Raw genomic sequence first — 21,376 nt, forward strand, 5'->3', positions numbered from 1 at the left:
ACTCTTTATTTTTTTTATATCCATTACAACGAAGAAACAGCGGGCTAGCCGCTGTTTCTTTTTTGTCTGCTATACATCAGATCTTATTCAGTTACGACGTTCCGGACTTCAGCGGGGCCGCTGTTATACCATCCCCAGCCGCCGTAACCGTAATTCCAGGGGCGCGGACCAAACATCCACGGGTCGATTGGCTGCGGCGGCATAACCACCTGCTGAGCCACATGCCAGCGTTTGTAACCCGTCACTTTCATCTGCAGGAAGTTATATTTGGTGGTGCCGACTTTGCCTTCAACCGCGCCAACAATTGGCCCCACCACGGTGACGAGTTGACCACGGAAGTCAACCGGGTCAAGGAAACCGTTCACCTCGGCATAGATACGCCCGCGCGAGGCTTCACCCAGAATCGGGCGCGCGCCGCTGTCCAGAGGGACGGTGGCGATTTCCAGACGGGTGTTACCCTGCTGGTTTTCAATGCCGACGACGGTGCCGCCAAAGCGAGCCTCCTGCCCTACGTACAGTTGCGGTGCCGCCATGACCCGCACCAGATCCTGCTGCGGCGTTGGGCTACTCCCCTGAATGGCATCCGGCACGCTGACGCAGCCGCTTAACGCGAAGGCGATAAGCCCAACGGCGGCTCCACGAATGAGAAAACTTTTACCTGCCATGATGCTGCTCCTGATTTTTACGCTCTCTACCTACTGAGATTCATTCGCGGCCAGGAAGTTTCTTCCACGCAACATTGTTACGCAAATAAACCGGTTCCGCTTTATCCACGGCGACGGTTTCGCCCTGCTCCAGCATGGCGCAAGCGATCGGCAGCATGTCTTCGGCTTCCGGTAACGTCACGTTGCCATCGACCAGTGTGGCGTTCGCGCCCTGCGCCATATCAGGCCATGCGGCCCAACCGGTGCCCACGGTCGCCCATTCACCGCTGAGCTCAGCCAGACGCTGTTGCACCGCTTCCGGTTTCAGCACCGCTTCGCTCTCTTCGCCGTGCCAGATACCGTTTTCATCACGCTGGTATTCTGCCCAGTAAACTTCACCCATACGGGCGTCGATAGCCGCCAGCACGCGGGTAGCGCCCTGCTTACGCCAGGCGCCCTGCGCCATGGTGACGAGGGTCGATACGCCGATCATCGGCAGTTCCGCGCCCAGCGCCAGCCCTTGCGCAATACCAATGCCGATACGCACGCCGGTGAAGCTGCCCGGCCCACGGCCGAACGCCAGCGCGTCGAGGTCGGTCAGGCTTACGCCGCCTTGAGTGAGGATATCCTGCACGATAGGCAGGATACGTTGGGTGTGTTCCCGAGGACAAAGCTCGAAGTGGGCACTGGTGTTGCCATCATTCCACAGAGCCGCCGAGCAGGCTTCCGTGGCGGTATCGATAGCCAGAATTCGCATGGTTAGTCGCGCTCTCGATCAACAAAATGGCGCGCATCTTATCACACTTTGCTCTGTATTACCGCGTCGATGACAGCGCCAGGAAACGCGTCGCCCGTCGAATATCACGGGTGCGCGGCGCAGGTGGCAGGCTGGCGAGGAAGGTCGCACCGTACGGACGCATCACCAGACGGTTGTCGCAAATCACCAGCACCCCGCGATCGTCGACGTCACGAATCAGTCGGCCAACGCCCTGCTTGAGGGTAATCACCGCATCCGGCAGCTGTACCTCTTCAAACGGATCGCCGCCGCGCAGTCGGCAGTCTTCCATGCGCGCTTTCAGCAGCGGGTCGTCCGGTGAGGTGAAAGGCAGTTTGTCGATGATCACCAATGACAGCGCATCGCCGCGCACGTCAACCCCTTCCCAGAAGCTGCTGGTCGCCACCAACAGAGCGTTACCGGCGCTAACAAATTGCTGAAGCAGCTGGCCTTTGCTGGTCTCCCCCTGTAGCAGTACCGGCAGCGTCATGGTGGCGCGGAACTGTTCGGCGAGGTCGCGCATCATGGCGTGTGAGGTGCAGAGCATAAAGCAGCGCCCGTCGTTAGCCTCAATAAGCGGTTTCAGCATCGCCGCCAGGTGGCGTGCGGCCCCCGGCTGATTCGGCAACGGCAGGTTGCGCGGCACGCACAACAGCGCCTGGGTGGCGTAGTCAAACGGGCTTGGCAGCAGCAGCGATTCCGCCGCTTCAATGCCGAGGCGTTCGGTAAAGTGGTGCAGGTCGTCATTGACCGACAGCGTCGCGGAGGTAAAGATCCAGCTGCCCGGTTTGGCCGCCATCACCTCTTTGAATTTATCCGCCACGGTGAGCGGCGTCAGTGCCAGGGTAAAGTGGCGCGAGTTGCATTCATACCAGTAGCTGTAACCAGGCTTGTTGATCTCTTTAAGGCGCTTTAAGCGCGCGCGATACAGTGTTGCGCGTTCGAAAGCGGCATCGAGCAAAGCAGAGCGGCCAAGCGACAGCTTCGCCACGTCGTAGCAGAGTTCCAGAGCATCATCGAGCAGCAGCAGCGAGCGCTGCACGGCAGTTTCCGCCAGCAGTTCACGCAGGTTGCCACGGTAGCCGGGGTCGCCCACCTGCAGTCGGAAATCCTGGGTGGCCTGCGCCAGACGGTCGGCGCACTTTTGCAGCTGCTGGGTATCTTTCAGTTCGGTGCGATAGGCAATGACCACGTCTTTGGCCAGATCCAGCAACTGGCGGCTGGAGAGCGACTGACCAAAGTACTGGCTGGCGATATCCGGCAGCTGATGGGCTTCATCGAAGATCATCACGTCGGCCTCAGGGATAAGTTCGCCAAAGCCGCTCTCTTTCACCACCATGTCGGCAAGGAACAGGTGATGGTTGACCACCACCACGTCGGCATCCATCGCCTTTTTACGCGCCTTCACCACGAAGCAGTCCTGATACTGCGGGCAGTCGCTGCCCAGACAGTTATCGTTGGTGCTGGTGACCAGCGGCCAGGCCTGGGAATCTTCCGCCACGCTGACGCAGGTGCTGATGTCACCGTCTACGGTCTGGTTAGCCCAGCTGCGCAGCAAAATGACGTCGCTGAGAGTTTGCACCGGCAGGTCGCCGCCCGCCATCGCCTGCTGCTCTAAACGTTCGAGGCAAAGGTAGTTTGAGCGCCCTTTCAGCAGCGCCAGCTTGCCGGTAAAGGTCAGCGCGGTGGCGACGGTCGGCAGGTCGCGGCTGTAGAGCTGATCCTGCAATGCCTTCGAGCCGGTAGAGATAATGGTTTTTTTCCCGGAGCGCAGCGCGGGCGCCAGATAGGCGTAGGTTTTCCCGGTCCCGGTCCCCGCTTCCACCACCAGCGGCTGGCCGTTATCAATCGCCTTCGCGACGGCGTGCGCCATCTGACGCTGCGGTTCACGCGGTTTAAAGCCGGTTATCGCCTGCGCAAGCTGGCCATCTTCTGCAAAATCGTCCGTCACGTTACCCCCTGGAAAAATTCCCAGTGATTATACACTAAATAATTCGAGTTGCAGGAAGGCGGCAAGAGAGTGAATCCCCAGGAGCGTACATAAGTACGTGACTGGGGTGAATGAACGCAGCCAACGCACATGCAGCTTGAAGTATGACGTGTATATGTCAGGCGAACCCCGCTTATGCCAGCCGAAGTCGTGACGCAGCGTCGACAATGTGGCAGTCTTAGCGCGTTTACGTGATGTTAAAAGGAAAATGAAATGACAATTGTACGTATTGATGCCGAAGCCCGTTGGTCTGATGTCGTTATTCATAACAATACGCTGTACTACACTGGCGTACCGGCAAACCTGGACGCCGATGCGTTTGAGCAAACGGCAAATACGCTGGCGCAGATTGATGCGGTGCTGGAAAAACAGGGCAGCAATAAGTCGCGCATTCTCGACGCCACCATTTTCCTGCCGGACGGCGACGATTTCGCCGCCATGAACAAAGCGTGGGATGCGTGGGTAGTCGCCGGTCACGCGCCGGTGCGTTGCACCGTGCAGGCGAAGCTGATGAACCCGAAATATAAGGTTGAGATTAAGATTATCGCTGCGGTGTAAATCGGTATACCGTGCCTCCCCGGGGTCGGCGCGAGCGCCTCGCCCGGGCTACCTTATATGTAGCCCGGCCAAGCGCAGCGCCGCCGGGGGACGCTCTTCTACAATCCCGGGCACCACATCAGCTGTTCTTTCAACTGCAGCGTCTCCTGCGGCAAGCACTTCAGCACGTCCCGATAGCTCAGCGACTGCTTCGGATACCCGCGCTGCGTCTGCAGCAGCACCCGCAGCGCACTATCCCAGACAATGCCCTGCAAATCGCTATACGGCCACAGATCCGGTTCGCGGATAAACGGTACCAGGTAATCAATCCCCTGCTTCACTCCGCGTCCGTCGCGAATGTGGTTCCAGCGATCGAACTCGACGTGCTCGGCGTAACGGTTGAGCAGCAAATGCGCCTCAAGGTTGAACAGCGAGTAGTGGAACGGAATGGTACGCTCCAGCTCCATCGTCTGTTTGCCGTCCTGATCAATCTGCGCCGCCATGCGCTGGGTGATCCCCTGCTCAATAATCCGCGCCACCAGCCCCTTATCGCCGTAGAACAGCGCATTGACTGCACGCTGGGCGTCGTACCAGGTGCCGTGGTTATTGTGCCAGACGTATTCGGAGTGGCCGATATCGCTGTAGTACATCCAGTGGTTAAAATCGCGGAACCACTGGTGCAGGCCGATGATATCGTCGGTATCCAGCACGCTGGCGGTGTTAATCAGCCCGATAGTATCGACCACCATCCACAGCAGGCGGGTGTCGATAAGCCCGGTTCCGCGCCCGGAAACCACACCGGGAATCGCCTGGCCGTAGTTCAGATGCGGATTCATGCGCGTGTCGCCGTCGAGGAACCAACAGCGGATCTGCACCGCTGCCGCCTGCGCGTACTGGCGCTGACCGGTGAAGTACCATGCCAGCCCCAGCGTCAGGCAGCGCTCGCACATGCGGATAATGCGCGAGGTGTCGGTATCGTTATTTTCGCACTGCGGGTTGATATGCCCGTCGCGGCGAATGTAGGGCAGCCCGTTGGGCCGCCGCGGGTTTGGCCACCAGTAGGTGCCCAGGCTGTAGTAATCATGCGCGTCGCCGCTCGCCGGGCGTAGTTTCTTGTGCACCACACTTTCCGGCGGCTCGCGCTTAAGCATATCCGCCTCAGCCACCAGCTTGCTCAGGGCCAGCTGCAGCGGTGAGAACGGCTGCTTCAGGCCCGCGCGGGCGTTTTCCAGACAGGTTTCATCAAGGGTGTACAGCTTCATCGCCACCTTATTGACCCTCCAGGCACGCTATGCGCAGACCGCTTTGCGCATCGAACAGATGCACGCCGGAGAGCTTCGGCTGCAGCCAGATAGTGTCACCCTCTTTCACTGCCAGACGCTGCTTAAACACCGAGGTAAACGCCCCGCCGCCGGTATCGCAGAACAGTTGCATATCCGAACCGGTGTTCTCCACCGCCGTGACCTTCGCCGCCAGCGCATCGTCGCGGGCTTCGTGTACCACATTAACCTGTTCCGGGCGAATGGCGTAGACCACCTGCTGGCCGTCGGTCACCTGTAGCCCTACCGGCAGCGCCAGCAGCGATCCATCTTTCAGGCGCAGGCTGGTGCTATTTCCGCTGAGCACCACCTCCCCCTTCAACTGGTTAATTTCCGGCGAGCCGATAAACCCGGCAACGAACAGGTTGGCCGGCTGGTCGTACAGCTCCAGCGGCGTGCCCGCCTGCTCAATGCGCCCGTCGCGCAGGACCACGATCATCTGCCCCATGGTCATCGCTTCAATCTGGTCGTGGGTGACGTACACCGAGGTGGTTTTCAGGCGACGGTGCAGCTCGCGAATTTCACCGCGCACCTGGGTACGCAGCTTGGCGTCGAGGTTCGACAGCGGTTCATCGAACAGGAATACCTGCGGCTTACGTACAATGGCGCGCCCCATCGCCACGCGCTGACGCTGGCCGCCCGAGAGATCTTTTGGCAGACGCTCCAGCAGCGGCTCTAGCCCGAGCAGCGCCGCCGCTTCATCAACTTTCTGTTTTATTTCCGTTTTCGGCAGACGCGCCATCTTCAGCGCAAAGCCCATGTTTTCGCGCACCGTCATCTGCGGATAGAGCGCATAGCTCTGGAACACCATGGCGATATCGCGCAGCTTCGGTTCAACCTCGGTGACATCACGTTCGTTGATGTGCACTTCCCCGGCGGAAATCTCTTCCAGACCGGCAATCATCCGCAGCAGCGTCGATTTCCCGCAGCCGCTCGGCCCCACCAGCACGCAGAACTCGCCGTCAGGGATAGTCAGCGACACATCTTTAATGACGTGAGCATCACCGTATGATTTGCGCACGCTATTTAATACAACAGATCCCATCGGTAACCCCTTATCCTTTGACCGCGCCGGACATGATCCCGCGGTTGAAATGTTTTTGCAGACCCAGATAGACGATGATGCTTGGCAGCATCGCCAGTAGCGTAATGGCGATAAAGATGTTCGGCGTGATGCTCTCATCGGTACGCAACGTGCCGAGGATCACCGGAATAGTGTTCAGGCTGTCCTGGTTCACCACAATCAGCGGCAGCAGGTACTGGTCCCAAATCATAATGAAGCCGAAGGTCACTACCGTCCCCAGCGCCGGTTTCACCAGCGGCAGAATGACGTGGAAGAAGATCTGCCACTCATTCGCCCCGTCGATACGCGCCGCTTCTTCCAGCTCTTTCGGAATGGCCGACATAAACTCGGTCAGCACAAAGATGGAGAAGGCCCAGCCCACCACCGGCAAAATCATCCCGAGGTAGCTGTTGTACAGCGACGCATCGATAAACGGCAGCCGCCAGTTGATTATCATGTACAGCGGAATGGCGATAACCTCTTCCGGCAGCATCATGGTGGATAAAATCACCAGGCTGACCAGCGCGACGCCGCGAAACTTCTTACGGGCCAGGGCATAGGCCGCCAGCGCGCTGACCGACACCTGCAGGATGGTGCCGAAGAACACCACCAGAATGGAGTTCAGCAGATACTGCCAGACGCCGATATCCATCCACGCAAAGATGAAGTTTTCAAACGAGAACTGATTCGGCCAGGCCAGCAGTTCGCCCGGCTTGACCGGCGCGCCGCTAAAGGCGGTAGCCACGATGCCCCAGAACGGCCCGACGAAGACAATCAGCAGCAGCGCGTAGATGCACCAGCGCCCAACGGTATCCCAACGTTTACTCAACATCACGGCTCCTTAGTAACGTGCGATACGTTTTTTCAGCGTCAAATGACAAATGGTTAAGATAACGGTGAAGGTGAACAGCAGGAACGACACCGCCGAGGCGTAGCCATAGTCAAACTGTTCAAAGCCCAGCTTATAGATATGGGTCATGACCATTTCCGTGGCGTTAGATGGCCCGCCGCCGGTAGTGGCATACACCTCGGCAAACACGCGGAAGCCACGAATAAAGGAGAGCATCAGCACCACCGACAGCGCCGGGATCATCCCTGGCAGCGTCACGTAGCGCAGACGGTTCCACCAGTTCGCACCGTCAACGTTCGAGGCGTCGTACAGGTCACGGCTGATGCCCGCCAGACCGGCGATAAAAATCACCATGTTGTAGGGCACCGCTTTCCAGATATGCAGCAGCATGATGACCCCCAGCGCCTGATCGGAGCTGGCAAGGAACCCCTGCTCCGCCACGCCAAACCAGCTGAGAATGTGGTTCACCACGCCGTTCGGCGTTGGGTTGAACAGAATGCGCCACATCTCGGCGACGATCGCCGCACTGGTTACCGCCGGTAAGAAAATAGCGGTACGAATAAAGCGCAGATGGCGCGCCGGGCCTTCCAGCAGCATGGCGAGGAAGAACGCGAGTATTGCGGCGGCAAACATCGTCACCACCACGTACAGCAGCGTATTCACTACCGCCGCGTGCAGCTCTACGTCGGCAAAGGCGCGGGTAAAGTTATCGAACCCGACCCACTCGTCCGGCTGATTAAAGTTGACCTTGTAAAAGCTCATCACCAGACCCTGAATCATCGGGATGAACTTAAACCAGCTAAAAATAATCAGCGCGGGTGCCAGGAACAGCCACGGAATCAGCGCCCGCTTGCGTTTTGCCGTCAGCCAGCCGGTCGCGTCAGGCGAAGCGGCTTGCTTTAGCGGCGCGGACTTCGTCTCATGCAGCGTCATCACTTACTCCCTCTCACTTAGCCAGCACGTTTTGTTTTTCCAGCTCGGCGTTGACCTTCACGTCGATGGACTTCAGCTCAGCGCTGATATTGCTATTACAGTCGGCGAAAATACGGTTGAAGCCGTCGGCTGCCACCTGACGCACCGGCGTCCAGTTTGGAATTTGCGGCACATAACGGCCCTGCTCGTTATACAGTCTGGCGAAGGTTTCCCAGCGCGCGTCCTGGTAAACCGCTTTGACATCGACGTTTTTGTTCACCGGCAGACGCACCACGGGAATATGCTGGCTGCCTTTACCCATGCCGATCTCCTGGCCTTCCGCCGAGATCATAAATTCGATAAATTTCTGCGCCGCCTCTTTCTGCTTGCTGCTCTTCATCATAAAGACGGTGGTCCCTTCAGCGAGGGTGGCTTCCCCTTTCGGCCCAACCACCGGCACGACTTCAAAGTTGTCTTTGCCTGGGTCTTTATCAAACAGCGCAATGTGGTAAGGGCCGCTGAAGAACATGCCGCTCTGACCGGAACGGAACGATGGGATAACGTCGGCGGTGGTGGCGTTAATCGCCCCCGGCTGGGTCACTTTTTCGCACATCATGGTGCGCATAAAGGTCATCGCCTGAGCCACTTCTGGGGTATCGAGCGAGGCGCTGAATTTGCCGCCGTTCTCTTTGACGAAATCACCGCCCGCCTGCCAGATAAAGCTGCTCATAAACCAGCTGGCGTAGCCGCGGGTGGTAGAGGCCGGCACGATAAAGCCGTAGGTGTCGTTTTTACCGTTGCCGTCCGGGTCCTGGGTGGTGAAGGCTTTGGCCAGCGTCTGGATATCATCCCAGCTTTTCGGCAGCGGCAGGCCCAGCTTCTCGCGCCAGTCTTTGCGCACAAACAGCGCGAAGGTTTGTGCAGAGGTTGGCACGCCGTAGTATTTACCGTCGATATAGCGGGTACTGTTCCACGCGGTCTGGTACAGCTGGTCGCCGCCGCTGATGGCTTTCGGGTCAATTTCGTCGGCAATGCCAAGCTGAATAAACTGGCCGAGTGAAGCGGCATCGTTGAAGATCAGATCCGGTAAGGCATTACCCGCCGTGGCGCGCGCCAGCCGCTGTTCGAAGTCGGTGGTGGCATTGAAGTACTCAATCTTAATGCCGGTCTTCTCTTCGAACTTCTCGGCTTCTTGCTTGTAGATATTTTTTGAGTCGTTGCTCGCACGGATCCAGACGTTCAGGGTGGTGGCGGCGTAGCTTTGCCCGATACCCAGTCCTAGAGCAGAAAGCAGTAATAATGAGCGTAATTTATTCGCAGACATGATTGCATATCCTTTATTGTGTAGGGCACAAAGATAATTAAATTCTCACAAAATGCATTTCCGTGATCTGGATTAACATTTTGCGGTGAATACAACATGCGTAAAAAATTATTTCCGAACATTAAATAGAAATATATTTTCCAATACAACCACACAAAAAAGAAATCGTATTTCAGAAACAGAAAAGTTGAACGAGATCACACAGAAAAGTGACGATAAAAGTGATATAAATATTTTATCATTAAAATTCAATGCATTAACATTTTGTTTATTTTTTTGATAAACTCAAAAAAATAAGAAAAACGGCTAAAAACGTGAACTACACTACAATAAATGCGTCATTTTTTATTCAACTTGATAACCATGATGAGCATCACAAAAAAAATCACTTTGTCTTTTACACTGCACGCCAACCTATTTATGAATGCGTTATCCTTTAATTAAATCGCCTGCTTTTAGTGTTGTTAAAATACGCTAAAGGCAAAATTCTCTTGTTATCTTTTCTCTATTTGCAGAAGGGTTATCACTATGAGTTCAATACATCGCCGTGGAATATTAGGCATTGCGCTACTCTGCTCTGGGTTCAGCGCTTCGCTGTATGCGGCAGAGCCTTATACGCTTGATGGCAACGATCTGGCGTTCAGTCGCGAACAGATTGCGGCCAAAGACCCGCTGTTCTTACAGGCGGAAAGCGCGCTGTTGAAAAAAGCGGATGCTGCGCTGAAACACCCGCTCTATTCGGTGATGGATAAAACGCTAGTAGCCGCCAGCGGTAATAAGCACGACTACTACAGCTTCCCGCCTTACTGGTGGCCAAACCCGGAGACCAAAGATGGCCTGCCGTACATCCGCAAAGATGGTCAAACCAACCCGGACGCCAACAGCGATGCCACCGATAAAAATCGGCTGGTGAAGATGAGCAACGACGTCTCCACGCTGGCGCTGGCATGGTACTTCTCGCATGACGACCGTTACGCCCAGAAAGCGGCCGAACAACTCAAAAGCTGGTTCCTGGCCCCGGAAACTCGCATGACGCCAAATCTGCAGCACGCTCAGGCTATCCCGGGGATCAACACCGGCCGCGGCATCGGCATTATCGACAGCCGCGCGCTGGTTGACGTGGTGGATGCCATTGCCCTGCTGCAAGCATCCGGTAAGTTAAGTGATGCGGACGTGACCGAGCTGAAAAAGTGGTTTGGCGATTTCTATCACTGGATGACCACCAGCCAGAACGGCTTTGAAGAAGAGAACTGGCACAACAACCACGGCACCTACTTCGATATGCAGGCGGCGACCTTTGCGCTGTTCAGCGGCAAGCCGGAAGAGGCCAAAAAGCGCCTGTATGTCACCCAACTGCGCCGTATTGCCGGGCAGTTTGACGTTGAAGGCCGCCAGATGGCCGAACTGGAGCGCACTCGCCCGTGGCACTACAGCAACTTTAACCTCGACGCCTACAGCCGTCTGGGTCGTCTGGGTGAAAAAGCCGGGGTCGATATCTGGAACTTTACCCTCGACGATCACAGCCTGCGCAAGGGCTACCAGTACATCGCCGGTTTTATCAACAGTGACACGCCGTGGCCGTGGAAAGACCTCGACAAAATGGATGACAAGAAGGCGTTGCGCAACATCGCCACCGCCGCCCACGCATGGCCTGACGACGCGCTGTTCCGCGAAAAAGCGCGCTGGCTGCGGGCGAAATATCCCGACGATATCACCACGCTCACTGCACCGCTTACCGCGTCTTCAGAGGTCAGGGAAAACCAAAAATGAGACAATTTTCTGGGCTATGGCCGGAGATCGCCGCGCGTGCTGTCGGCGAACAGGGCCTGATTCAACAGCTCGTGAAGGATGCACAACCGATGCTTGACGCCGCTGTGTGCATCCCGCAAACCGGGATCGCCAGCTGGAATCTCTACTATTTCTGCCCGCACCATGGGGTGCGGCTGACCTGGCAGCCAGACTCACCTCACCACCACGCTTGCCCGGTGGACGGAGAGGTGTTCAGCGGTGAACCGTGGGACGGCGCCTGGTGGCGGGAAATGAACGGTCGTAACGCCAGCGCCTGCCAGCAGTTGGGCCTGCTCTGGCGGTTGACCGGCAACGCCGCGTACCGCGATAAAGTGCGTACGCTGCTGATGGGCTATGCGGATGTCTACCCTGACTACGCGGTGCACGGCGATATTCCGCACAATGGTCCCGGCAAGATGAACGCCCAGACCCTGTGCGAAGCCAACTGCATTCTGGATATGGCGCTGGGCTATGACTTTATTGCCGAGAGCCTGACGGCGGGCGAGCGTCAGCATATCAGCGACAACCTGCTCCGCTGCGCGGCGACCTTTTTATGCGAACACCGCAGCCCGCAGATCCATAACCACGAGGTCAAAATCGGCGCCGCGCTGGGGGTGCTCGGTTTTGTGCTGGAGGACGACAGCCTACTGGAGTTTGCGGTAAACGCGCCTTACGGCCTGCGCTGGCAGCTCGAACATGGTCTGCTGACGGAAGGGATGTGGTTTGAGGGTTCCATCCACTATCACTACTACGCGCTACAGGGGTTCTTTGCCTTCGAGAAGCTGGCGCACGGCACCCGCTGGAGTCTGATTGACGGCCCGTGGTACCCGCAGATGCTGCGCTTCCCGCTTGAGCTGCTGCTGCCGGACGGTACCTTCCCTCGCCTCAACGATTGCCTCGCCGGTCAGGAGAAGCTGCATCATCGGGATCTGTACGAATTTGCCTGGTTTATCTGGCGCGACCCGCGCTACGCAGCGGTGCTGCAGTTTACCGCCGGTGAGCCTGACGAGCGCGAAACGCTGCTCTGGCGCCATCAGCCTCTGCCGGAAACACACCTGGATTTGATCCCGCAGCAGTCGCTGTACGCACCCGGTGCCGGGATCACGCTGTGGCGACGCCCGCAACAGCAGCAGGCGGTATTGATTAAACACAGTCCGTGGGGCGGCGAGCACGACCATTATGACCGCCAGAGCCTGATGCTATGGCAGGGCGACGGCTGGCTGCTGCCGGACCTCGGTACCACCGGTTACGGTGCCAGGATGCACTACGACTATTACAAAAACAGCGCCACTCACAATACGCTGACGGTTAACCAGAGCAATCAGCCTCCCGCCAACTCTGAGGTGCTCGGTTGGCATATGGGCGAGGAGTATCTGTGGCTGGATACCGAAACCGATTGGGGGAAACCGCCGCCGCAGTTGAACAGCCACACTCGCGTGGAGTGGGACGTCGAGGCCTGGCGCGACGTGCGTTTTCGCCGTCGTCTGCTGTGGCTGGATGACGTGCTGATCGACCTGTCGACGGTGGAAAACCCGCACCGCCAGCAGCTTGACTGGACGCTACATCTGGCGGCCGATGCGCTGGACCAGAGCGGCAAGCCGCAGCCCTTCTCACTCAGCGGCCCGCTGCGCGACATGCGCAACGCGACCGTCACGCCGCTTCACGGCTGTCAGCCGCGCCATTTCGCCCATCAGGGCGACACCTGTGCTCTGTGGCTGTCGGGTGACGGTGAACTCTGGCAAGGGCTGGCGGCCGACAACCCGGCCATCAGCGATTTAAGCTATCTGGTGTTGCGCAACCATCTGCCGCAGGCGCGTTTTGTCTGTCTGTGGGATTTGGCGAAGCAGTCGCCGCTGACGGAAGTGAGCGTGCATCACACCGCTATAGGCACGCAGCTGACCTTCTGGCGTGGGGAGCGAGTGGCGCATGTCACGTTGTATGACGATCCTGCGCTGCGGCCTGAGTTCGTGGGGCGAGCCTGATATTTGTCATGTAGGCCGGATGTGGGAAGCGCCATTCGGCCTCTCCCCAGAACTCAGCGTTTTTCCACGGTAATCATGGTAACGAAAGGATGGTACTGCCAGGGGACACTGCTCCCCTGCTGGTACATCTTCGAAATGGTGCCGTCGAGATAGAGCATCTGCCGCACATCAAGGCGCGATTTCGCATAGCAGGCAAAATCATAAAAGTTGGTTTCCCGCTCGCTCAGCATAAACACCACCTTGCCTTGCGCGGTGATCCCTACGCCGTTGCGCAGCTTGCGCGAACTTGCTGACGGCTTCAGCCGCCAGTTAATGACCCCGTTTTCAATCAGCATCGGGCCGGACTGCACCGCGTAGTCCATGCCTTTGGTGGATCTCAGCTTATCGAGGCTAACTATCCCCGCGCGATCGCCGCGAAGGTAAAAAACGCCGCCGGGTTTGATAAAGAAGTTCCCACCGCCGGACGCGCGGTTTACTGCCACCCTTTGCTGGCCGTTTTCGATATACAGCCCAAGGGGAGCGTAGGCTTTGTCGTAGATGCCACCGTTCATCGCCATGCGCACACGCCCGTCGCCGTTGATCTCAGACAGCAGCGCGCGCAGCGAACCGTACGCTTTACCGTTGGCTTTTTGCCAGTACATGGCGATGCGTTGATGTTGGGGATCGGCGGTATAGCTTTGCAGCGTCAGGCTGGGGTCGGTGAGCCGACATGCACTTTCCGCTGCTGCCGTTAAGGGCGCTGCCATCAGCGTCAGCAGCAGCGGTATTGAACGGATGAACATGACGTTACTCGTCTTCGTCTTCGTCCTCAAAGCGAGCGACAATACGTTCGCCGGTGTGGGTAGCACGCAGCTCTTCGGCCACCAGCGCGATCGCCTGACCGCTTGCCATCCCCTGCGACATCAGTTCCTGAATACGCTCGACGGCTTTCTGCTGCTGTTCATGGCTTAGTGAAGGTAATCCTGCAAACATCATTGACTCCTGCTACATTGTGGGCGCTTATTATTTCATGCTGCCCGAACATTCGCCAGAGGCAGTGCAACAAGGCTGGACAGAGAAACAATGTTACCCCCTTCAACGATGACGCTTCCCTGGCGACAGGATGCCGCAGAACACTACTTTGCCCCGTTAAACGCCTCGCCCTGGGCGATGATGCTGCACTCCGGCTACGCGGACCATCCGCACAGCCGCTACGATATCGTGGTTGCCGACCCTCACCAGACGCTGGTGACGCGCGGCGACGTCACTACCGTGAGTCATAACGGTAGCGCCGTAGTCTCCCATGACGATCCCTTAACGCTGTTACAGCAGGCAATGGTTCGGCTGAACATCAGCGACAAGCCGCTGGCCGATTTGCCCTTTATCGGCGGTGCCGTTGGGCTCTTTGGCTATGATTTAGGCCGCCGCTTTGAGACGCTGCCCGAGCAGGCGCTACAAGATATCGGCGTCCCGGACATGGCGGTGGGCATTTATGACTGGGCGTTGATCGTTGACCATCAGCGTCAGGTCGTTACCCTGCTGTGCCACGGTGATATTCACGCCCGTCTGCGCTGGCTGCAGGAACAAACCAGTCCGGCAACAGTGCCATTCGCCCTGACCTCTGGCTGGCAGTCCAATATGAGCCGCGCACAGTACGGTGAGAAATTCCGCCAGGTGCAGGCCTACCTGCAGAGCGGCGACTGCTACCAGGTCAACCTCGCCCAGCGCTTTCAGGCGCGCTACGAGGGCGATGAATGGGCGGCATTTGTGCGACTGAACCACGCCAACCGCGCGCCGTTCAGCGCGTTTCTACGATTTGAAGAGAGCGCCATTCTGAGCCTCTCGCCGGAGCGTTTTATCCAGCTTGAGCAGGGGCAGATTCAGACCCGCCCGATTAAAGGCACCCTGCCGCGCCTCGATTCTCCGCATGCGGATGCCGAACAGGCTCAGCGGCTGGCGAACTCACCGAAGGATCGTGCAGAAAATCTTATGATTGTCGACCTGATGCGCAACGACATTGGCCGTGTAGCAGTGCCAGGCAGCGTACGGGTGCCGGAGCTGTTTGTCGTTGAGCCGTTCCCGGCGGTGCATCATTTGGTCAGCACCATCACCGCACAGTTGCCGCCAACGCTGCACGCGACCGATTTGCTGCGCGCGGCGTTTCCCGGCGGTTCCATTACCGGCGCACCGAAGGTGCGGGCGATGGAGATTATCGACGAACTGGAGCCCCATCGCCGCAACGCGTGGTGCGGCAGCATTGGCTATCTCAGCGCCTGCGGCAATATGGACACCAGCATTACCATTCGCACGGTCACGGCGACAGACGGCACGCTTTACTGCTCGGCGGGCGGTGGACTGGTGGCCGACAGCGACGAAGATGCGGAATATCAGGAAACATTTGATAAAGTGAATAGAATCCTACAACAACTGGAGTCCTGACCATGCAAGAGCGCGCGCTGAACCTGGATGACTTTCTCTCCCGCTTTCAGCTGCTTCGTCCGCAGACGACGCGTACGGCGTTAAACGCCCGACAGGCCGCGGTATTGATACCCATTGTGCGCCGTCCTGAGCCAGGGCTGCTGCTGACGCAGCGTTCCGCGCGCTTGCGCAAACATCCCGGTCAGGTCGCCTTTCCCGGCGGCGCGGTAGACAGCAGCGACGCATCGCTGATTGCCGCGGCGCTGCGTGAGGCGCAGGAAGAGGTCGCCATTCCTCCGGAGTGTGTGGATATTATCGGCGTACTGCCGCCGGTCGACAGCGTGACCGGGTTTCAGGTCACGCCGGTGCTCGGCGTTATCCCACCGGATCTGCACTATCACGCCAGTGAAGATGAGGTGGCATCGGTGTTTGAAATGCCGCTTGCCGAAGCGCTGCGTCTGGGGCGCTATCATCCGCTTGATATTCATCGCCGCGGCAACGCACATCGCGTCTGGCTCTCCTGGTATCAGCACTATTTTGTCTGGGGCATGACCGCCGGTATTATTCGTGAGCTAGCGCTACAGGTGGGCCTTAAACCCTGACTATACTTACCTTGATGACCAGGGGTTCAGCATTAGTAAAATCAACGCTACGCATTAATTAAATTCATGTGAATAGTTAAGCTGGATTTCAGGTTCCCTCATACACTATGCGCAGTTATTACATCGTTGCCGCAACAACGTGGCAACCCTGTCAGGAGTGTTAAAGTGATTAGTATATTCGACATGTTTAAGGTGGGGATTGGTCCCTCATCTTCCCATACTGTAGGGCCGATGAAGGCTGGCAAACAGTTCGTCGATGACCTGGTCGAAAAGGGACTGATTGATGACGTGACGCGCGTTGCCGTGGACGTCTACGGTTCACTGTCCCTCACCGGTAAGGGCCACCATACCGATATCGCGATTATTATGGGTCTGGCGGGCAACCAGCCGGATACCGTCGATATTGATGCCATCCCGGCATTTATTCGTGACGTAGAAGCGCGTGGCCGTCTGCTGCTGGCGCTTGGCCGCGTCGAAGTCGATTTCCCAGCCGAAAGCGGCATGCGTTTCCACAACGGTAATCTGCCGCTGCACGAAAATGGCATGCAGATAACCGCCTGGGCAGGCGAAACGCAACTCTACAGTAAAACCTACTACTCTATCGGCGGCGGCTTTATCGTCGATGAAGAGCATTTTGGCAAAGCGGACAGCAGCGAAGTCCAGGTTCCTTACCCGTTCGCTTCAGCCACCGAAATGCTCAACTACTGCAAAGAGACCGGCCTGTCGCTTTCAGGCATGGTGATGCAGAACGAACTGGCGCTACACAGCAAGAAAGAGATTGAAGAGTACTTCGAGAACGTCTGGCAAACCATGCGCGCCTGTATTGACCGCGGCATGAATACCGAAGGCGTGCTGCCGGGGCCGCTGCGCGTACCGCGTCGTGCTTCCGCGCTGCGTCGTATGCTGGTTTCCAGCGACAAGCTCTCCAGCGATCCGATGAACGTCATTGACTGGGTGAACATGTTTGCGCTGGCGGTGAACGAAGAGAACGCTGCCGGTGGCCGCGTGGTTACCGCACCAACGAACGGCGCCTGCGGTATCGTTCCAGCGGTACTCGCCTATTACGACCACTTTATCGAGTCCGTCAGCCCGGATATCTACATTCGCTACTTCCTGGCCTCCGGCGCCATTGGCGCGCTGTACAAGATGAACGCCTCTATCTCCGGTGCCGAAGTGGGTTGTCAGGGTGAAGTGGGCGTGGCCTGCTCAATGGCGGCGGCTGGTCTGGCTGAACTGCTGGGTGCCAGCCCGGAACAGGTATGCGTCGCGGCGGAAATCGGTATGGAGCATAACCTCGGTCTGACCTGTGACCCGGTTGCCGGTCAGGTTCAGGTGCCGTGCATTGAGCGTAACGCCATTGCGTCGGTTAAGGCGATTAACGCCGCGCGTATGGCGATGCGTCGTACCAGCGAGCCGCGCGTTTCCCTCGATAAGGTCATTGAGACCATGTACGAAACCGGTAAAGACATGAACGCCAAATATCGCGAAACTTCGCGCGGCGGTCTGGCCATTAAGGTTCAGTGCGACTAATACGCCTAATCACCCACCCCTAATTCAGGTGGGTGATTTATTCCCACTATTTTCGCGACCTGCTTCACTTGCTCTGTCGTCACTGCTATTTTCATTACCACTCAATGCGCGCCGAGCAGCGGAAATGCAATCAGCACAATGGATTATCAGAAAATATCTACGCAAGCGAATCGCCGTCTGTGCGATCGTCGCGGTGTGTGCCTTTGCGCTGACATTAGGGGTACGATTTATTTCGCAGCGCAGCATAAATCAGAAACAGATAAATACCCTCACCGCCCACTCGGTCGATCGCCTCGATAGAATTCTTCAGCCGCTAAAAACCCAGCGTGAGGCCATGCTTACCCTGGTCGGTCAGCCCTGCGAGGCCATTCATCTGCCGTTGCGCAAGCTGGCGGTGATGCTGCAAACCGTGCGCTCTATTGCGCTGGTGAAAGAGGGCCAGCTTTACTGCTCCAGCGCGCTCGGCTCACGCGGTATTGCGGTCAATGCCCTGCAACCACAGTTGCCCAATACCGCGCCGCTGCTGCTGCTGGGCACCGATCATTCGCTGCTGGTCGGTACGCCGATTCTGGTTCAGTGGTTTCCCGCATCGAAGGACGGTAAAGACGGCGTGATGGTCTCCATCAACATCGATTTACTCAGCAATATTATTCTCGAGCCCTCACCACCGCTCATCACCCATATCAGTCTTAACGTCGGCGAACGCCACTATCAGCACAATATCGGCATCACCGGGGAGATGGATGATGACGGCAACCGCGTATTCACCCGCTCGTCAACGGACTTTCCGTTTAGCATTGCCGCGCTCAGCCCCGGCCCCGATCGCCTCGCCCTGAATAATCTGGTCACCGACCTGCCGCTTGCCGCCATCATGAGCATTCTGTTTACGTGGATTGCCTGGCTTGCCACCGCCGGGCGGCTCAGCTTCTCGCGCGAAATTAATATGGGCATCGCCGGCAAGGAGTTTGCTCTTTACTGCCAACCTCAGATGGACGCGCGGACACAGCGCTGCGTCGGCGCAGAGATCCTGCTGCGCTGGAACAACCCACGCGTAGGCTGGGTGGCGCCAGATGTGTTTATTCCCATTGCTGAAACGCAGAACCTGATTATTCCGCTGACCCGCTACGTCATCGGTGAAACGGCGCAGCGGCTGCATCTGTTCCCTCAGGAACGTGATTTCCAGATTGGCATCAACGTCGCCGCCCCGCACTTTAAGAACGGCCAGTTGCTGAAAGATTTAAAGCAGCTCTGGTTCAGCCGCAAGCCGCTACAGCAGCTTACGGTCGAACTCACCGAACGCGACGCGCTGAACGATGTGAACTATCAGCTACGCAGCGAGCTTGGCAACCATCAAATTAAGCTGGCGATAGATGATTTTGGCACTGGCAACAGCTCGCTCTCCTGGCTTGAGATGCTGCACCCGGACGTGCTGAAAATCGACAAGGCTTTTACCGGTGCAATTGGTACCGACGCCGTGAACTCCACGGTGACGGATATTATTATTGCGCTGGGGCAGCGACTGAACGTTGAGCTGGTCGCGGAGGGCGTTGAGACGCAGGAAGAGGCGCGCTATTTGCAGCAGCACGGGGTGCATTTTTTGCAGGGATATCTCTATGCGCAGCCGATGCCGCTGGAGGAGTTTCCGCTGTGGCTTAAGAAGAACGAGCCGTTGAATCCGTAGTTTTCGTCATTTCAGTAGCGGGGCCAACGGAGTGGCCCCGGGAATATCCCGGAGTCGGCGCTCGCGCGCCTCGTCCGGGCTACCGCGTGATTATTCGTCTTCGTCGTGAGCTGAAGCCAGCTTCACCACGCGAATCTGATCGACGCGATAGTTATTGGCCGCGGTAATCGTGATGTGCAGCGACGGCAGTTCAATCACGTCACCGACGTGCGGGATCTGCCCATTAACGGCAATCACCAGACCGGCCACGGTGGCGATGTCATCATCCACCAGGTTATCCAGCCCCAGCGTATGCTGGAACGCATGCAGGTCCGTCGTCCCCTTCACTAACCAACCATCGCCATCGGCAACGATTTCCGGGGTTTCATCGGCATCCGGGAACTCACCGGCAATCGCTTCCAGCACGTCCAGCGGCGTCACCAGCCCCTGCACCACACCAAACTCGTTGGTGACGATAACGAAGCTACCGCGCGCCCTACGCAGCACGCCCAACAGGTTGATCGGGTCGAGCGTATCCGGCACGATAATCGCTGGGTTGGCGGAGGCTATCGCCAGCACGTCTTCACCGGCTTCCAGCGCCACCAGCAGCTCTTTGGCACGCACGATACCGACGATTTCATCCAGCTCGCCCCGGCACACCGGGAACAGGCTGTGCGGTGACGACAGCAGCTGCTGGCGAATCTCTTCCGTACTCAGGTCCGCATCCACCCAGCTGATTTCCCCACGCGGAGTCATAATGCTGCGCAGCGAACGTGAGGCCAGCGTCAGAACACCGTTAATCATATAGCGTTCTTCTTCCACGAACGCCCCTTCCGGCACCGGCATCGTCGACTGATGACCTTCGTCATGCGCGGCGTTCGCCTGCTTGCGGTTGCCCATCAGGCGCAGAATGGCATCTGCCGTACGCGCACGCAGCGGCAGCGTCGACTGGTGGCGAATAAAGTTACGACGAGCAATCTGGTTGAACAGTTCGATAATTATCGAGAAGCCAATCGCCGCGTACAGATAGCCTTTCGGAATGTGGAAACCGAAACCTTCTGCGACCAGGCTCAGACCGATCATCAGCAGGAAGCTCAGACACAGCACCACCACCGTTGGGTGCTGGTTGACGAAGTTCGTCAACGGTTTTGAAGCCAGCAGCATCACGCCCATGGCAATCACTACCGCCGCCATCATGACCGGCAGGTGATTCACCATCCCGACCGCCGTGATCACCGCATCCAGCGAGAAGACGGCATCCAGCACGACGATCTGTGCCACCACCACCCAGAAGCTGGAATAACCTTTACCGTGTCCGGAATCGTGCTGGCGGTTTTCCAGCCGTTCGTGCAGCTCGGTCGTCGCTTTAAACAACAGGAATAGACCACCGACCAGCATAATCAGGTCTCGCCCGGAGAAGGTTTGCCCCCACACGCTGAACAGCGGCGCGGTCAGCGTTACCATCCACGAGATTACGGAAAGCAGTCCCAGACGCATCACCAGCGCCAGCGACAGGCCGATCAGGCGTGCTTTATCTCGTTGTTTTGGTGGAAGTTTATCGGCAAGAATGGCGATAAATACCAGGTTATCAATACCGAGAACGATTTCCAGAACGACAAGCGTCAATAATCCGGCCCAGATTGACGGGTCCATTAGCAATTCCATAAACCACTCCAACGAGAGACGTGACGAGTCATCGCTATGTCATGTTTAAGCGAGACGATACCAGACGATAGAAAAGCGTGGCGCAAAAGGCCGGGAGATGCGTCGCAAAAGCGAACGAGTGCGAAAAGGCGTCGGTGACGATCCATACTACGGGCTGATGCCCTATACTCCTGTGTGATTAAACGAAGCATTAACATAGCAAAAACAAATGACATTTTGGCAGAGATTTACGAGTCTTTGCAAAATGTAAGGTAATTTTTTGCACCACAAAATAATTGCGACTCTTTAACTAAATTACGGATCTTCATCACATTAATTATTCTTTCACTGTCTAAAAT

General features: G+C 57.3%; 18 protein-coding genes. 7 read left to right on the forward strand and 11 right to left on the reverse strand.

Going from position 1 to position 21,376, the window contains the following annotated elements:
• Nucleotides 1-83: 83 nt before the first annotated feature.
• The 3 genes from AB2B48_RS08455 to AB2B48_RS08465 are packed head-to-tail and all read right to left on the reverse strand — an operon-like array spanning nt 84 to nt 3,370.
• Nucleotides 84-665, reverse strand: a complete 582-nt coding sequence (locus AB2B48_RS08455) for a Slp family lipoprotein (protein ID WP_185667675.1) — start codon at nt 663-665, stop codon at nt 84-86.
• A gap of 40 nt (nt 666-705) precedes the next feature.
• On the reverse strand, nt 706-1,401 hold the full coding sequence (gene tsaB / locus AB2B48_RS08460) for a tRNA (adenosine(37)-N6)-threonylcarbamoyltransferase complex dimerization subunit type 1 TsaB (RefSeq protein WP_368301530.1): 696 nt from the start codon (nt 1,399-1,401) through the stop codon (nt 706-708).
• A 58-nt stretch (nt 1,402-1,459) separates the two neighbouring features.
• Nucleotides 1,460-3,370 carry an ATP-dependent DNA helicase gene (locus AB2B48_RS08465; RefSeq protein ID WP_185667673.1) on the reverse strand — a complete coding sequence of 637 codons (1,911 nt, stop codon included), beginning with the start codon at nt 3,368-3,370 and terminating at the stop codon, nt 1,460-1,462.
• Between the two features lie 252 nt (nt 3,371-3,622).
• On the opposite strand from AB2B48_RS08465, the gene AB2B48_RS08470 reads away from it, so the two are divergent.
• Nucleotides 3,623-3,967: a RidA family protein gene (locus AB2B48_RS08470; protein WP_185667672.1), complete on the forward strand. Its 345-nt coding sequence runs from the start codon at nt 3,623-3,625 to the stop codon at nt 3,965-3,967.
• Between the two features lie 98 nt (nt 3,968-4,065).
• Here AB2B48_RS08470 and AB2B48_RS08475 read toward each other — a convergent pair whose 3' ends face one another.
• From AB2B48_RS08475 to AB2B48_RS08495, 5 genes are read right to left on the reverse strand one after another with little or no spacing between them, the layout of a single operon-like run.
• Complete coding sequence (locus tag AB2B48_RS08475) at nt 4,066-5,208, reverse strand: alginate lyase family protein (protein WP_368301531.1); 1,143 nt, start codon at nt 5,206-5,208, stop codon at nt 4,066-4,068.
• A 7-nt stretch (nt 5,209-5,215) separates the two neighbouring features.
• Nucleotides 5,216-6,310: an ABC transporter ATP-binding protein gene (locus AB2B48_RS08480; RefSeq protein ID WP_220438837.1), complete on the reverse strand. Its 1,095-nt coding sequence runs from the start codon at nt 6,308-6,310 to the stop codon at nt 5,216-5,218.
• Nucleotides 6,311-6,320: 10 nt separating this feature from the next.
• Nucleotides 6,321-7,160: a carbohydrate ABC transporter permease gene (locus AB2B48_RS08485; protein ID WP_185667670.1), complete on the reverse strand. Its 840-nt coding sequence runs from the start codon at nt 7,158-7,160 to the stop codon at nt 6,321-6,323.
• Between the two features lie 9 nt (nt 7,161-7,169).
• The gene (locus AB2B48_RS08490; RefSeq protein WP_368301532.1) at nt 7,170-8,111 is read right to left on the reverse strand and encodes a carbohydrate ABC transporter permease; all 942 of its coding nucleotides are present in this window, start codon (nt 8,109-8,111) and stop codon (nt 7,170-7,172) included.
• A 13-nt stretch (nt 8,112-8,124) separates the two neighbouring features.
• Nucleotides 8,125-9,414: an ABC transporter substrate-binding protein gene (locus AB2B48_RS08495; RefSeq protein WP_368301533.1), complete on the reverse strand. Its 1,290-nt coding sequence runs from the start codon at nt 9,412-9,414 to the stop codon at nt 8,125-8,127.
• 528 nt (nt 9,415-9,942) lie between these two features.
• On the opposite strand from AB2B48_RS08495, the gene AB2B48_RS08500 reads away from it, so the two are divergent.
• On the forward strand, nt 9,943-11,184 hold the full coding sequence (locus AB2B48_RS08500; RefSeq protein WP_333010572.1) for an alginate lyase family protein: 1,242 nt from the start codon (nt 9,943-9,945) through the stop codon (nt 11,182-11,184).
• Nucleotides 11,181-13,184, forward strand: a complete 2,004-nt coding sequence (locus AB2B48_RS08505; protein WP_368301534.1) for a heparinase II/III domain-containing protein — start codon at nt 11,181-11,183, stop codon at nt 13,182-13,184. Before AB2B48_RS08500 ends, AB2B48_RS08505 begins: the two co-directional genes overlap by 4 nt.
• Before the next feature lie 53 nt (nt 13,185-13,237).
• On the opposite strand, the gene AB2B48_RS08510 is transcribed toward AB2B48_RS08505, so the two are convergent.
• A complete protein-coding gene (locus tag AB2B48_RS08510) occupies nt 13,238-13,966 on the reverse strand; it encodes a phosphodiester glycosidase family protein (protein ID WP_368301535.1) in 729 nt (242 codons plus the stop codon).
• 4 nt (nt 13,967-13,970) lie between these two features.
• On the reverse strand, nt 13,971-14,156 hold the full coding sequence (locus tag AB2B48_RS08515) for a YoaH family protein (protein WP_035891624.1): 186 nt from the start codon (nt 14,154-14,156) through the stop codon (nt 13,971-13,973).
• 90 nt (nt 14,157-14,246) lie between these two features.
• Here AB2B48_RS08515 and pabB point away from each other — a divergent pair, with 90 nt between their 5' ends.
• The 4 genes from pabB (at nt 14,247) to AB2B48_RS08535 (ending at nt 19,394) form a co-directional block, all read left to right on the forward strand.
• Complete coding sequence (pabB, locus tag AB2B48_RS08520; protein ID WP_368301536.1) at nt 14,247-15,602, forward strand: aminodeoxychorismate synthase component 1; 1,356 nt, start codon at nt 14,247-14,249, stop codon at nt 15,600-15,602.
• A gap of 2 nt (nt 15,603-15,604) precedes the next feature.
• The gene (locus AB2B48_RS08525; protein ID WP_185667664.1) at nt 15,605-16,183 is read left to right on the forward strand and encodes a CoA pyrophosphatase; all 579 of its coding nucleotides are present in this window, start codon (nt 15,605-15,607) and stop codon (nt 16,181-16,183) included.
• Between the two features lie 165 nt (nt 16,184-16,348).
• Entirely contained in the window at nt 16,349-17,713 is a 1,365-nt protein-coding gene (sdaA, locus tag AB2B48_RS08530) for an L-serine ammonia-lyase (protein ID WP_185667663.1), read from the forward strand.
• A gap of 124 nt (nt 17,714-17,837) precedes the next feature.
• Nucleotides 17,838-19,394, forward strand: a complete 1,557-nt coding sequence (locus AB2B48_RS08535) for an EAL domain-containing protein (protein ID WP_368301537.1) — start codon at nt 17,838-17,840, stop codon at nt 19,392-19,394.
• Between the two features lie 90 nt (nt 19,395-19,484).
• Here the strand turns inward: AB2B48_RS08535 and yoaE are convergent, their stop codons facing one another.
• Complete coding sequence (gene yoaE / locus AB2B48_RS08540; protein ID WP_368301538.1) at nt 19,485-21,038, reverse strand: CNNM family cation transport protein YoaE; 1,554 nt, start codon at nt 21,036-21,038, stop codon at nt 19,485-19,487.
• Nucleotides 21,039-21,376: the final 338 nt, after the last annotated feature.

It is taken from the genome of Kluyvera sichuanensis, assembly GCF_040930405.1.
Lineage (GTDB): Bacteria > Pseudomonadota > Gammaproteobacteria > Enterobacterales > Enterobacteriaceae > Kluyvera > Kluyvera sichuanensis.